The 12,660-nt window shown below is 72.3% G+C and carries 13 protein-coding genes; 10 read left to right on the top strand and 3 right to left on the bottom strand.

The genetic code is table 11. The annotated features are described in order from the left end of the window. The first annotated feature begins 6 nt into the window (after positions 1–6). Positions 7–762, top strand: coding sequence for an SDR family NAD(P)-dependent oxidoreductase (locus IEZ04_RS07060; protein ID WP_189215815.1), 756 nt, complete (start codon positions 7–9; stop codon positions 760–762). 83 nt (positions 763–845) lie between these two features. Here IEZ04_RS07060 and IEZ04_RS07055 read toward each other — a convergent pair whose 3' ends face one another. Both IEZ04_RS07055 and fabG read right to left on the bottom strand, forming a co-directional pair. After that, positions 846–1,793, bottom strand: a complete 948-nt coding sequence (locus IEZ04_RS07055; RefSeq protein ID WP_189215814.1) for an aromatase/cyclase — start codon at positions 1,791–1,793, stop codon at positions 846–848. A 28-nt stretch (positions 1,794–1,821) separates the two neighbouring features. Then, positions 1,822–2,607 carry a 3-oxoacyl-ACP reductase FabG gene (gene fabG / locus IEZ04_RS07050; RefSeq protein WP_189215813.1) on the bottom strand — a complete coding sequence of 262 codons (786 nt, stop codon included), beginning with the start codon at positions 2,605–2,607 and terminating at the stop codon, positions 1,822–1,824. A gap of 160 nt (positions 2,608–2,767) precedes the next feature. On the opposite strand from fabG, the gene IEZ04_RS07045 reads away from it, so the two are divergent. From IEZ04_RS07045 to IEZ04_RS07025, 5 genes are read left to right on the top strand one after another with little or no spacing between them, the layout of a single operon-like run. Beyond that, positions 2,768–3,157: an antibiotic biosynthesis monooxygenase family protein gene (locus IEZ04_RS07045; RefSeq protein WP_189215812.1), complete on the top strand. Its 390-nt coding sequence runs from the start codon at positions 2,768–2,770 to the stop codon at positions 3,155–3,157. Continuing rightward, positions 3,154–4,413 (top strand): beta-ketoacyl-[acyl-carrier-protein] synthase family protein, encoded by a 1,260-nt coding sequence (locus IEZ04_RS07040; RefSeq protein WP_189215811.1) that lies wholly within the window; start codon positions 3,154–3,156, stop codon positions 4,411–4,413. The genes IEZ04_RS07045 and IEZ04_RS07040 overlap by 4 nt, the downstream gene beginning before the upstream one ends. A gap of 5 nt (positions 4,414–4,418) precedes the next feature. Continuing rightward, the gene (locus tag IEZ04_RS07035; RefSeq protein ID WP_189215810.1) at positions 4,419–5,714 is read left to right on the top strand and encodes a ketosynthase chain-length factor; all 1,296 of its coding nucleotides are present in this window, start codon (positions 4,419–4,421) and stop codon (positions 5,712–5,714) included. Next, positions 5,711–6,772 (top strand): ketoacyl-ACP synthase III family protein, encoded by a 1,062-nt coding sequence (locus tag IEZ04_RS07030; RefSeq protein WP_189215809.1) that lies wholly within the window; start codon positions 5,711–5,713, stop codon positions 6,770–6,772. The genes IEZ04_RS07035 and IEZ04_RS07030 overlap by 4 nt, the downstream gene beginning before the upstream one ends. Positions 6,773–6,782: 10 nt before the next feature. Next, a complete protein-coding gene (locus IEZ04_RS07025; protein ID WP_189215808.1) occupies positions 6,783–7,799 on the top strand; it encodes an acyltransferase domain-containing protein in 1,017 nt (338 codons plus the stop codon). On the opposite strand, the gene IEZ04_RS07020 is transcribed toward IEZ04_RS07025, so the two are convergent. Then, the gene (locus tag IEZ04_RS07020; RefSeq protein WP_189215807.1) at positions 7,777–8,835 is read right to left on the bottom strand and encodes a class I SAM-dependent methyltransferase; all 1,059 of its coding nucleotides are present in this window, start codon (positions 8,833–8,835) and stop codon (positions 7,777–7,779) included. The genes IEZ04_RS07025 and IEZ04_RS07020 overlap by 23 nt on opposite strands. Here IEZ04_RS07020 and IEZ04_RS07015 point away from each other — a divergent pair. Genes IEZ04_RS07015 through IEZ04_RS07000 form a run of 4 tightly spaced genes read left to right on the top strand, consistent with a single transcriptional unit; the run spans position 8,834 to position 12,642 of the window. Next, a complete protein-coding gene (locus IEZ04_RS07015) occupies positions 8,834–9,271 on the top strand; it encodes an ester cyclase (RefSeq protein ID WP_189215806.1) in 438 nt (145 codons plus the stop codon). The two genes, IEZ04_RS07020 and IEZ04_RS07015, sit on opposite strands and share 2 nt — an antisense overlap. Positions 9,272–9,314: 43 nt before the next feature. Then, positions 9,315–10,385 carry a methyltransferase gene (locus IEZ04_RS07010; protein ID WP_189215805.1) on the top strand — a complete coding sequence of 357 codons (1,071 nt, stop codon included), beginning with the start codon at positions 9,315–9,317 and terminating at the stop codon, positions 10,383–10,385. A 29-nt stretch (positions 10,386–10,414) separates the two neighbouring features. Then, positions 10,415–11,320 (top strand): alpha/beta fold hydrolase, encoded by a 906-nt coding sequence (locus IEZ04_RS07005; RefSeq protein ID WP_189215804.1) that lies wholly within the window; start codon positions 10,415–10,417, stop codon positions 11,318–11,320. Between the two features lie 2 nt (positions 11,321–11,322). Continuing rightward, positions 11,323–12,642 carry a cytochrome P450 family protein gene (locus tag IEZ04_RS07000; protein WP_189215803.1) on the top strand — a complete coding sequence of 440 codons (1,320 nt, stop codon included), beginning with the start codon at positions 11,323–11,325 and terminating at the stop codon, positions 12,640–12,642. Positions 12,643–12,660: the final 18 nt, after the last annotated feature.

The following is a 12,660-nucleotide window of genomic DNA, read 5'->3' as shown; positions in this document are numbered from 1 at the left end:
CGCCACATGACGAACACAGAGCGATCCGTGATCGTGACCGGTGGTGGCTCCGGCATCGGACGAGCCGTCGCCCGCGCCTTCGCCGACCGGGGCGACCGCGTCCTCGTCGTGGGCAGGACCCCCGGTCCGCTGGCCGAGACGGTACACGGGCACACCACCGCACATGCGCTGACCATGGACATCACCGACCCCTCGGCACCGGACGCGATCGCCCGCGAGGTGCAGGAACGGCTCGGTGGCGTCGTCGACGTCCTCGTGAACAACGCCGCCACCGCCGCCTTCGGGAACCTCGGCGAGCTGGACCCGGCCGCGCTGCAGGCACAGGTGGCCACGAACCTCGTGGCCCCCGTCCTGCTCACCCGGGCCCTGCTCGGTCCGCTCGAGTCCGCCTCCGGTCTGGTGGTGAACATCGGCTCGGCGGGGGCGCTCGGCCGGCGCGCCTGGCCGGGGAACGCCGTCTACGGGGCGACCAAAGCGGGCCTCGACCTGCTGACCCGGTCCTGGGCCGTGGAGCTCGGTCCCCGTGGCATACGCGTGGTCGGCATCGCCCCCGGGGTGATCGAGACCGGCACGGGCACACGGTCGGGGATGTCCCAGGATGCCTACGACGGCTTCCTGGAGACGATGGCCCGGCGTGTCCCGCTCGGCCGTGTGGGCCGGCCCGAGGACATCGCGTGGTGGGTGGTGCGGCTCGCCGATCCCGGTGCCTCCTACGCCAGCGGGGCGGTCCTGGCCGTGGACGGAGGTCTCTCGGTGACGTGATGCGGGGCCGGCCCCGGCCGGTGACGCCCGCAGGGCGCCCTCCGCTCGCCGGAGGGCGCCCTGCGGGCCGTACGGAACCGTGTTCAGGCGCGGGACTCGGCGTACCTCTTGGCCGCCTCCAGGGTCAGCAGGCTGTTGCGGCCCAGGGCCCGGCGGACGAAGTCCACAGCGTCCGTCTCGGTCGCCCGTTCGCCGAGGATGCCGGGGACAGCGGAGCGGATCACCGACACGGTGTGTGCCGAGGTGACGGCGATCCCGTCGCCGTCACCGCCGGGACGGACCGACCAGCGCCCGAGGTGGAGCGAGAGCAGGGCCGGGGTACGCAGCTGCTTGTAGACGATGACCCGCCGTTCGGGCGAGCACACCCGCACCGACGCGGTGGTGTGCGTCGAGCCGTCGGCCGCGAGCGTGTCCATCTCCATGTGCTGGAGCCCCGGTTCCTCCTCCTTGACCGCGATCCGCGCGACGTGCGAGAGCCGTTCCGGCCAGAGGTCACTGCGGTAGAGGAACTCGTACACGTCCTCGGCCCGGCCGTTGACGAGGACGGTGTCCTCGAAGGTCGTCGGCGCGGTGCCGTCGGGCCGTTCCAGCGCGGAGCGCAGGGACGCCAGCTCCGCCTCGCTGTTGCGGTCCACGGCCCGGTGGATCCAGCCGATCGTCTCCGGGTCGTCGTCCACGGCCCGGAAGTCGTGCGTCAGCCGTACCCGGGTGCCGCCGTCGCCGGCCTCCTCGACCGTCCATTCGCCGCCCATCGCGGCGACCGGATGGGCGGACACCTCCTGCCGGAAACGGATCCTGCGGGCCCGTTCGTCGAACTCGCGCCGCGAGGTCCAAGTGCGCAGCGAACCGTTCGCCGTGGCCCAGATGCGGATCCGCTCGCCGGAGCCGGTGCGCTCGATCTGTTCGACGTGCACACTGGGCGGGAACACCGCAGGCCAGCCCGGTGCGTCGGCGAGCACGGCGAACACGGCGTCCGGCGGGGCGGAGATGTGTGTCTCGTGCTCGGTCTCCTGTAGGGGCGACTCGGTCATCTGCCCTCCTGGGCTGTGTCGCGGACGGTCAGTAGCTGCCGAGGCCACCGCAGACGTTGACGGCCTGGGCCGTGATCGAGTCGGCGGTGTCGGAGACCAGGTAGTGCACCATCCCGGCCACCTCGTCGGGCGTCGAGTAGCGGCCGAGGGGAATCTTCGCCTGGAACTTCTCCAGCACGTCGTCCTCGGTGACGCCCCAGAAGGCGGCGTAACGCCGACGGACACCCTGCGCCATGGGCGTCTCGACGTAACCGGGGCAGACGGCGTTGACGGTGACGCCCTTCCCGGCCAGCTCCAGCGCGACGGCCTTGGTGAAGCCGATCAGACCGCTCTTGGAGGCGGAGTAGGGGGCACCGAGCGCCACTCCCTGCTTGCCGCCCGTGGAGGCGACGTTGATGATCCGGCCCCATCCGTGCTCCAGCATGCCGCCGCGGGCGAGGACCGCCCGGGTGACCCGGAAAGCTCCACCGAGGTTCGTGTCCAGGACATCCAGCCACAGGTCGTCGGAGATCTCGGCGGTCACCCCGCCACCGCCGCGGCCCGCGTTGTTGACGAGGATGCCGACCGGTCCGAAGCGGTCGCGTGCCGTACGGACCAGCCGGTCGACCTCCTCGGTGCTGCGCACGTCGCACCGTACGCCGTCCACCTCCAGTCCCGATGCCTGCAGTTCCTTCACGGTCCTGGTGACGGCGCTCTCGTCGCGGGCGCACAGGAACACCCGGGTCCCGTCCCTGGCGAGCTTTCGCACCACGGCGAGACCGATGCCGCTGGTTCCCCCGGTGACGAGTGCGACCCGGTTGACTGCGTCGGACATGGTCCTCCCTTCGACGGAGGGCCAATCTCACAGGCCGTGCTCGAGCCGCGCTTGACGACCCGGCTTCCAGCGGTCCGCGAGCGGTGCCGCAGAGCCTCGGAGACCGGCGTGACCGACGCCCCTCCCGCACCACCTGGACCAACGGACCTGTGGAGCAGCGATGCCTCTGCCAGAAACGAACGACGCCGGCCGCGGATCGGTGATGTTCGTCAACCGATTCACGCTGAGCGGATCCGCCGAGGACTTCGAGGCGGCGTTCGCCGGAACGGCCGAGTTCCTGTGCCGTCGGCCCGGTTTCCGCTGGCACACCCTGTTGGTACCGGCGGAGACCGGTCACCGAGCGGCAGGAACCCGCCCGCAGTACGTGAACGTCGCGGTCTGGGACGACGAAGCCTCCTTCCGCGCCGCCCTGGCACACCCAAACTTCCCCGCCCACGCGGCGGCCCTGCGGGCACTGAGCACCAGCGAACCGGCCCTGTACCGGCATCGCCAGGTGCGCGTGGCACCGGACGTGCCGGCCCCGTCCGGGCCCGGAGGGTGGTCGGTGTGAACCGGCGGGTCGTCATCACCGGGATCGGCGTGGTGGCCCCCGGCGCCACGGGGACCGAGCCGTTCTGGAAGTTCCTGTTGTCCGGGACCACCGCGACCCGGGCCATCAGCACCTTCGACGCCACGCCCTTCCGTTCCCGTATCGCCGCCGAGTGCGACTTCGACCCCGTGGCGGCCGGGCTGTCCGGGGAGCAGACCCGGCGCCTCGACCGCGCCGGCCAGTTCGCACTGGTCGCCGGCCGGGAGGCGCTCGCCGACAGCGGGCTGCGGATCGAGGAGGAGTCGGCCCACCGGGTCGGGGTGTGTGTGGGGACCGCCGTGGGCTGCACCCAGAAGCTGGAGTCGGAGTACGTCGCCCTCAGTGACAGCGGAGCGCACTGGGTCGTGGACCCCGACAGGGGATCGCCCGAGCTGTACGACTACTTCGTGCCCAGTTCCATCGCCGCCGAAGTGGCCTGGCTCGCCGAGGCGGAGGGGCCCGTGAACGTCGTCTCGGCCGGGTGCACCTCCGGGATCGACTCCATCGGGTACGCATGTGAGCTCATCCGGGAGGGCTCGGTGGACGCCATGATCGCCGGCGGGGTGGACGCTCCCATAGCGCCGATCACCGTGGCCTGCTTCGACGCCATCAGGGCGACCTCCGACCACAATGACACGCCCGGAACCGCGTCCCGCCCGTTCAGCCGCAGCCGCAACGGTTTCGTCCTGGGCGAGGGCGGTGCGATCGTGGTCCTGGAGGAGGCGGAGGCCGCGCTGCGCAGGGGGGCGCGGATCTACGCGGAGATCGGCGGGTACGCGTCGCGCAGCAACGCCTACCACATGACGGGGCTGCGCGCCGACGGCGCCGAGATGGCCGCTGCGATCACCGCGGCGCTCGACGAGGCCCGCCGCGTCCCGTCGGACGTGGACTACGTCAACGCCCACGGAACGGCGACGAAGCAGAACGACCGGCACGAGACCGCCGCCTTCAAACGCTCCCTGGGCGACCACGCCCACCGCGTGCCGATCAGCTCCATCAAGTCGATGATCGGGCATTCCCTGGGCGCGGTCGGCTCCCTGGAGGTGGCGGCGACGGCGTTGGCGGTCGAGTACGGCGCCATCCCGCCGACCGCGAACCTGCACGACCCGGATCCGGAGCTCGACCTGGACTACGTCCCGCTGACGGCGCGCGAGCAGCGGGTGCGGCACGCCCTGACCGTGGGCAGCGGCTTCGGCGGCTTCCAGAGCGCCATGGTGCTGAGCCGGTTCGAGAGGTGAGCCGAATGACACGTACGGCGGCACGGACCGCACCTTCTGACTTCTCCTCGTCGCCCACGGCCGGGCGGGGCGGTACGGGCCGTACGGTCGTGACGGGCCTCGGCATCATCGCCCCCAACGGTCTGGGCGCGCAGGAGTACTGGGACGCCGTCCTGGAAGGCCGGGGCGGCATCGGGCCGCTGCGGCGGTTCGCGGGCGACGGCAGCCTGGGCCGGCTGGCCGGGGAGGTGACCGGCTTCGTACCCGACGCCCACCTGCCGAAGCGGCTGCTGGCGCAGACCGACCGGATGACGCAGTACGCGCTGGCCGCCGCCGACTGGGCGCTGCGCGAGGCCCGGTACTCCCCCTCCTCCCCGCTGGACGCGGGCGTGATCACGGCCAGCGCGTCCGGCGGTTTCGACTTCGGCCAGCGGGAGCTGCAGCATCTCTGGAGCGAGGGACCGGCACACGTCAGCGCGTACATGTCGTTCGCCTGGTTCTACGCCGTCAACACCGGGCAGATCGCGATCCGTCACGACCTCCGCGGCCCGGTCGGCGTGGTGGTGACCGAGCAGGCGGGCGGCCTCGACGCGCTCGCGCACGCCCGGCGCAAGATCCGAGGCGGATCCGAACTGATCGTCACGGGCGCCGTGGACTCGTCTCTGTGCCCGTACGGCATGGCGGCCCAGGTGAAGTCGGGCCGACTGAGCGCATCGGACGACCCCACGGCCGCATACCTGCCCTTCGACCGACGGGCGGCCGGGCACGTCCCGGGCGAGGGAGGAGCCATCCTCACCGTCGAGGACGGGGAGCGGGCCGCCGCCCGGGGTGCGACGGTCTACGGGGAGATCGCGGGGTACGGGGCGAGCTTCGACCCCCCGCCGGATTCCGGCCGCCCCTCCTCGCTCGTCCGTGCCGTCGAGGGAGCGCTGGCCGACGCCGGGCTGGACGCCGCCGACGTAGCCGTGGTGTTCGCCGACGGCGCCGCGGTGCCGGAGCTGGACGCGGCCGAGGCGGAGACCCTGGCGGCGGTCTTCGGGCCGCGCGGGGTCCCGGTGACGGTGCCCAAGACCCTCACCGGCCGGCTGTACTCGGGCGCCGGGCCGCTGGACGTGGCGACCGCTCTGCTGGCGCTGCGGGACGGTGTGGTTCCGGTGACCGCCCACGTCGACCCCGATCCGGAGCTGCCGCTCGACCTGGTGACCGAACGGCCGCGGCCCCTGGCCGGGAGGGCGGCCCGGGCCGCCGGCCCGGCGGCCCTCGTCGTCGCCCGCGGCTACGGCGGTTTCAACAGCGCGCTCGTGGTCCGGGAGGCCGCATGACCGCACCGGTACCGGCTCCCGGGGACCTGTACGTGGCCGGCTGCGGGATCTGGCTGCCTCCGCCGGTGACCACGGAGCAGGCCGTGGCCGCCGGGCACTGTGACCGCAGACTCGCCACCTCGACGGCGATGCTGTCGGTGGCGGTCGCGGACAAGGAGACCCCGGCCGAGATGGCGGCTCTGGCGGCCCAGGAGGCCGTGCGCCGTTCCGGCGTCGACCCGGCCCGGATCGACCTCGTTCTCCACGCCAGCCTGTACTTCCAGGGGCACCACCTGTGGGCGCCCGCCTCCTACGTCCAGCGGGTGGCCGTCGGGAACCGCTGCCCGGCCATGGAGGTGCGGCAGGTGTCCAACGGCGGCATGGCTGCCCTCGAGCTGGCCCACGCCTACCTGCTCGCCTCCCCGGACCGGACGGCCGCGCTGATCACGACGGGCGACCGGATGCGTCCGCCGGGTTTCGACCGCTGGCGCAGCGACCCCGGCACGGTGTACGCCGACGGCGGTACGGCCCTGGTGGTCTCCCGGCAGGGCGGCTTCGCCCGGCTGCGCAGCCTGGTGACCGTCTCCGAGCCGGTGCTCGAGGGCATGCACCGGGGCGGGCACCCGTTCGGCCCGCCGTCGCCGGAGGAGCAGCGGACCGTGGACCTGGACGCGCACAAGCGGGCGTACGTGGCCGAGACCGGTACCTCGTTCAGTGTCGCCCGGGTCTCGGCGGGCCAGGAGGCGGCGCTGACCGGCGCGCTGCGGACGGCCGGGGTCGGCCTCGGCGACATCAGCCGGGTGGTGTTGCCGCACATGGGCTGGCGTCGGCTGAGCGCGGCCTTCTTCAACAAGTGGGACGTCGACCCGAGACGCACCACGTGGGAGTTCGGCCGGCGCACCGGCCATCTCGGAGGCGGTGACCCGATCGCCGGGTTCGACCACCTGATCACCTCCGGCCGCCTCTCCCCGGGGGAACTGTGTCTGCTGGTGAGCGTCGGCGCCGGCTTCAGCTGGTCGTGCGCCGTCGTCGAGTTGCTGGAACGCCCGTCGTGGGCGGCCGCTCCGGCCGCCCGGTGAGGAGCCCGTCATGACACCGTCCGTCGTTCTCCTCCTGTTCCCCGGACAGGGGTCGCAGCATGCGCGGATGGCCGTCGGCCTGTACGGACACGATCCGGTGTTCACCGCTGCCATGGACGAGGTCTTCGATGCGTACGACGTCACCGCCGACGGGGAGGGACGCCGGCTGCGCGCCGACTGGATGAGTGAACACCCCGCCGTGCCGCTGGACCACGTCACCCGCTCCCAGCCGCTGCTGTTCGCCGTGGACTACGCCCTCGGCAGGATGGTGACGGCCGCGACCGGCCGGCCGTGGGCGCTGCTGGGACACAGCGTCGGGGAGATGGCCGCTGCCGCGCTCGCCGGGGTGTTCACCCTGCGCGATGCGGCGGGCCTCCTGCTGGACCGGGTACGCCGGCTGGCCCCGGCCCCGCCGGGAGGCATGCTGGCGGTGGCCGCGGGCGAGGACGCGCTGGCTCCGTACCTCGGGGACGGCGAGGTGACGGTCGCGGCCGTCAACTCACCCCGTCAGACGATCCTGGCAGGACCCGACGGGCCGCTCCGCGCGGTCACCCGGCGGCTCCGCCAGGCGGGCCTGACCTGCCGTGAGGTGCCCTCGATGACCGCTTTCCACAGTCCCGTGCTGGCCCCGTACGCGGCGGGTGCGGCCGAGCGGTTCGCCGCCACACCGGTGACGGCGCCGCGCGTTCCCCTGCATTCCGGCTACCGTCGCGGGCTGGTGACCGCGCGCGTGGCCGCCGACCCGTCGTACTGGGCCGGGCATCCCGTGGAGACCGTGCGCTTCTGGCCGGCGCTGGACGCGGTCCTCACCTCGCGCACGGAGGTGGTCTGCCTGGAGACGGGCCCGGGGCAGGGGCTGAGCACCATCGCCCGCCGGCATCCGACGGTACGGTCCGGGCGGAATACCGTGGTACCGCTGCTGCCGCCGCGGGCCGGCGCGGCCGAGGCCGACCGGGAGTCCGCGGCGGCGGCGCTGGCGGCGGTGCGTGCCCGCACCTCCTCGCTCAACGGGCGACCCGGGCGGTGACGAAACGGACCGGCACGTCGATGGCGAGCGCCCCGTTGTCGTCGCTCAGTTCGTCGAGCCCCTCGATGAGCCGTTCGCGCAGTTCCGTCCGCTGGGCTTCGGGAAGGTGCTGCCACAGCAGCCGCATCCCCTGGGTGTGGGACCACTCCACCCACGCCTCGCTGGACAGGGCCGTCATACGCACCGGCTCGTCGATGACGTCGACCGAGGTGTAGCCGCAGCGCTCAAGAGCCTGACGCAGGTCCTCGGCCCGCTCCAGCCAGCTGTTGAACCGCCGGACCAACGCCTCGGGCCGCCACTGCTCGGGCAGGTGCTCCAGCAGCGCCCGCGGGATGAGCGGAGTGAACTCCGGGGGCAGGAAGGGGAACGTGCCGGCCCGGAACTCCGGGCTGGTGAAGGCGATCCTTCCGGCGTCGTCCAGAATCGCGGCGTAGCGCGCCAGCGCGCTCACCGCGTCCGGCAGGAAGATGACGCTGTAGCTCCCCATGACGAGGTCGAAGGAGCGTGGCGGGAAGGTCGGCGATTCGGCGTCCATCACCTCCAGGACGACGTTGCGCAGGCCACGCCCCACCGCTTCCTTCCGCGCCTCGTCGATCATTCCGGGAGCGATGTCGATGCCGTGGACACGGCCCTTCGGGCCGACCTTCTCCGCCGCCGGAAACAGACATGCACCGCGCCCGCACCCTATGTCGAGCACACGTTCACCGACCGCCGGTTCGGCGATATCCACGAGGCGGCGCCCCATGGGTCCGAAGAATTGCACCCCCAGACGGTCATAAGTCGACGACGACTGGTCGAAGGCGTGCGCCACCTGCTCTTTGTAGGACGTGTCCTGCAACGTCGGCTCCTGCCTCTGCGATTCGGCGATCGGGTTCCATTCCGGCCCGGACTCCAGTATTCGACCTGCACTAGAAGAGCGGTGGAGTGCCGTTCGAGTAACTCCGGTGCCTTCTGTACATCGCTGCGAGAGAAAACAAAAATCGTGGGTGCAGCCGCCGCCGGCGGCATCGTTTCCGGTGCGGGAGGAGAATTTCATGAGCACACAGATCGATCTGGTCCGGCGCATGGTGGAGGCTTACAACACAGGAAAGACCGACGATGTGGCGGAGTTCATCCACCCCGAGTACCTGAACCCGGGCGCGCTGGAGCACAATCCGGACGCACGCGGTCCCGAGGCGTTCGCGGCTGCCGTCACCTGGCTCAAGTACGCCTTCTCCGAGGAGGCGCACCTGGAGGAGATCGCGTACGAGGAGAACGGCTCGTGGGTACGGGCGAAGCTGGCCCTCTACGGCCGGCACGTCGGGAACCTCGTCGGCATGCCGCCCACCGGGCGCCGCTTCTCCGGTGAGCAGATCCACCTCATACGCATCGTCGACGGCAAGATCCGCGACCACCGCGACTGGCCCGACTACCTCGGCACATACCGCCAGCTCGGCGAGCCCTGGCCCACGCCTGAGGGCTGGCGCCGCTGACCACCTTCCCCGTCGACGCCCTGACAGGAGCGCGGACACACCCATGACAGCCGAACCGACCGTCGCGGCCCGGCCGCAGCAGATCGACGCCCTCAGAACACTGATACGCCTCGGAAGCCTGCACACCCCCATGGTCGTGCGGGTGGCCGCCACCCTGCGGCTCGTCGACCACATCCGGGACGGGTCCCGCACCGTGGAGGACCTGGCGGCGAGGACCGACACCCAGCCCCAGGCCCTCCTGCGGCTGATCCGCCACCTGGTGGCGATCGGACTGCTGGAGGAGGCCGCGCCGGGCGAGTTCGTCCCGACGGAGGTCGGGGAGCTCCTCGCCGACGACCACCCGGCCGCACAACGTGCCTGGCACGACCTCACCCAGACGGTGGCCCGCGCCGACATCTCCTTCATCCGCCTTCTCGACGCCGTGCGAACCGGTCGTCCCACCTACGAGTCGGTGTACGGCAAGCCGTTCTACGATGATCTGGCCGCCCGCCCCGACCTGCGCGCGTCCTTCGACTCGCTGCTCGCCTGCGACCAGGACGTCGCCTTCGACGCGCCGGCCGCCGCATACGACTGGACGAACGTCCGGCACGTCCTCGACGTGGGCGGCGGCAAGGGAGGGTTTGCCGCGGCCATCGCGCGTCAGGCCCCGCACACCTCGGTGACCGTCCTGGAGATGGCCGGCACCGTGGACACCGCCCGCGCGTACCTGAAGGGCGAGGGCCTCTCCGACCGCGTCGACGTCGTCGAGGGTGACTTCTTCGAGCCGCTGCCCCGCCGGGCGGACGTGATCATCCTGTCCTTCGTCCTGCTCAACTGGCCGGACCACGACGCCGTTCGGATCCTCACCCGCTGCGCCGAGGCCCTCGAACCCGGTGGGCGGATCCTGGTCCACGAGCGCGACGACCTCCAGGAGAACTCGTTCAACGAGCAGTTCACGGAGCTCGACCTGCGCATGCTGGTCTTCCTGGGAGGCGCGCTGCGCACCCGCGAGAAGTGGGACCACCTGGCCACGGCGGCCGGCCTGGTGGTGGAGGAGGTCCGGCAACTGCCGTCGCCGACCATCCCGTACGACCTCTCGCTGCTCGTCCTGGCTCCCGCGCCCACCGGCAGTTGAAGGACCGAGGACCAGGAAGGGAGGCAGCGATGCCGACACGCATCATCACCAGCGGTGAGACGACCTTGTGGAGCGAGGGGCTCGGCGACCCGGCCGGCGCCCCGATGCTCCTGATCGCCGGTGGCAACCTCACCGCCAAGTCGTGGCCGGACGAGTTCGTACAACGGCTGGTAGCCGCCGGGCACTTCGTGATCCGCTACGACCACCGGGACACCGGACGCTCCACCCGGCGCGACTTCGCGCTCCATCCGTACGGATTCGACGAACTGACCAACGACGCCGTGGCCGTCCTGGACGGCTGGGGGGTCGACGCGGGCCATGTGGTCGGTATGTCGCTGGGCCACACCATCGGCCAGCTCCTCGCGTTGGACGCACCGAAGCGGCTCCTCACCCTCACGGTGATGCTGGGCGGCGCACTCGACGTCGACTTCGACGCCGACATCGAGGCCGCCCTCAGAGGTGAGCCGTCCGCCGGCGGGCTGCCGACACCCACCCGGCGGTTCCTCGACATGATGACGTTGCTGCAGCAGCCGGCGGAGACGGACGAGGAGCGGCTGGAGCGCCGGGTGGAGAAGTGGCGCCTGCTCAACGGGGACGGAGTGCCCTTCGACGCCGACGAGTTCCGCCGTCGCGAGCTCCTGGCCATCGCCCACTCGGGGACCTTCGAGGAGCCGATCGTGCACCACATGATCCCGCAGCCGCCGGTGTCGCGGGGGGCGGAGCTGTCCCGCGTCACCACACCGGTGCTGGCGATCCAGGCGATGCGCGACCCCGCCGCTCCGCCGCCGCACGCCCGTCATCTCGCCGACCGGATCCCCGGCGCCCGCGTCGTGGAGATCGAGAACATGGGACACGCCCTGCCCCTCGCTGTCCACGAGCCACTGGCCGCCGCCATCTGCGCCCACACCCGGGCCGCCACAGCCGGAGGGACATGACGATGCCGACGACACCCACGCCCGCTCCGGCGGCCGTCCCGACCGACAGCGAACTGGGGCGCCACCTGCTGACGGTGCGCGGATTCCACTTCGTCTTCGCCGCCCTGGGCGACCCCTACGCCCGGCGGCTGCGCGGCGAAGCCGACCACCTGTCCCTCGGTGAGCTGGTGCGCGACCGGGGACCCCTCCACCGCAGTGCGCTGGGCACGTGGGTGACGGCGGACGGCCGGCTCTCGGCACGCCTGTCGGACGACCCGCTGCTCGCCGTCCGTCACCCCGGGACGGACGGCCCGCAGGAGCACGTCCGGGACAACGTGTGGGAGACATGGCGGACCTGTCATGTGACTCCGCTCGGCGAAGACCTCCTGACCCCGGCCGCCGCCGAGCGGGATCGCCTGGCGGCCTTGCTCGGCCCGGTCCTCGGCCCCCGCACGTGCCCGGCGTGGCAGACGGACGCGGAGCGGTCGGTCCACCGTGTGCTGGACGGCCTGCCGCCGCGTTTCGACCTGGTACGGGATCTGGCGCGGCCGGCGGTCGTCGGCTCGCTCGCCACCGTGCTGGGCCTCCCCGACACGGCACGGACCGAACTGCTGGAGCTGCTGCCCGCCTGCGGGCCGGCGCTCGACTCCACGCTCTGCCCGCCGCGCCTCCCGGCGGCCCGAGCGATGGCGCGGGCGCTGCGGCGCGTCCGGGAGCTGATGGAGGCGGCCGTGTCGACCCGCGTCACCGACCCCGCCGGCGATGCGCTGAGCGCCTTGCTGGCCGTCGGCCCGGAAGGCGGACGCGATCCCGGGGACACCGTCACGGCCGCTGTCCTGAGCGCGGTGGTGGGAGCCGAGATGGCGGTCGTCACCGTGGCGAACGCCGTCATGGCGCTCTTGGCGCACGGCGAGCAGTGGTCACTGCTGCTGGCCGATCCCGGCAGGGCCGCGGACGCGGTCGAGGAGACCCTCCGCTGGGCCCCGCCCGTGACGCTGCGCAGCCTGATCACCCAGGGCGAGGTCGAGATCGGCGGCGAGACGCTGGAGGCGGACCAGCACGTGGTGGTGCTGGTCGACGCCGCGCAGAGGGACCCGGAACTGTACGCGGACCCCGACCGCTTCAGCCTCGATCGCCCCAGCCGCCCCGGTTTCGCGCACGTCGCCCTGGCAGGCCCGGATCACGTCCGGCTGGTCGCCCCGCTCGTCCGCCTGCAGTGCACAGCGGTGCTGCGGGCGGTGGCCGAACGACTGCCCGGGCTGCGGCCCGAGGGCGAGCCGCTGCGGCGCGGACGCTCGCCGGTGGTCCGCGCCCCGCTGTCGCTGCCACTGGCCCAGAAATGACCCGGAAAGGGTGACTCG

This window comes from Streptomyces ruber, assembly GCF_014648075.1.
Taxonomy (GTDB): Bacteria; Actinomycetota; Actinomycetes; order Streptomycetales; family Streptomycetaceae; genus Streptomyces; species Streptomyces ruber.
The sequence above is the reverse complement of the archived record's forward strand: the minus strand, read 5'-3'. Positions and strand labels throughout refer to the sequence as shown.

Coding starts and splice junctions, on each gene's coding strand:
- IEZ04_RS07030 (WP_189215809.1), top strand. CDS start 5,711: ATGACCGCACCGGTACCGGCTCCCGGGGACCTGTACGTGGCCGGCTGC.
- IEZ04_RS07035 (WP_189215810.1), top strand. CDS start 4,419: ATGACACGTACGGCGGCACGGACCGCACCTTCTGACTTCTCCTCGTCG.
- IEZ04_RS07000 (WP_189215803.1), top strand. CDS start 11,323: ATGCCGACGACACCCACGCCCGCTCCGGCGGCCGTCCCGACCGACAGC.
- IEZ04_RS07005 (WP_189215804.1), top strand. CDS start 10,415: ATGCCGACACGCATCATCACCAGCGGTGAGACGACCTTGTGGAGCGAG.
- IEZ04_RS07010 (WP_189215805.1), top strand. CDS start 9,315: ATGACAGCCGAACCGACCGTCGCGGCCCGGCCGCAGCAGATCGACGCC.
- IEZ04_RS07055 (WP_189215814.1), bottom strand. CDS start 1,793: ATGACCGAGTCGCCCCTACAGGAGACCGAGCACGAGACACACATCTCC.
- IEZ04_RS07015 (WP_189215806.1), top strand. CDS start 8,834: ATGAGCACACAGATCGATCTGGTCCGGCGCATGGTGGAGGCTTACAAC.
- IEZ04_RS07060 (WP_189215815.1), top strand. CDS start 7: ATGACGAACACAGAGCGATCCGTGATCGTGACCGGTGGTGGCTCCGGC.
- fabG (WP_189215813.1), bottom strand. CDS start 2,607: ATGTCCGACGCAGTCAACCGGGTCGCACTCGTCACCGGGGGAACCAGC.
- IEZ04_RS07045 (WP_189215812.1), top strand. CDS start 2,768: ATGCCTCTGCCAGAAACGAACGACGCCGGCCGCGGATCGGTGATGTTC.
- IEZ04_RS07025 (WP_189215808.1), top strand. CDS start 6,783: ATGACACCGTCCGTCGTTCTCCTCCTGTTCCCCGGACAGGGGTCGCAG.
- IEZ04_RS07020 (WP_189215807.1), bottom strand. CDS start 8,835: ATGAAATTCTCCTCCCGCACCGGAAACGATGCCGCCGGCGGCGGCTGC.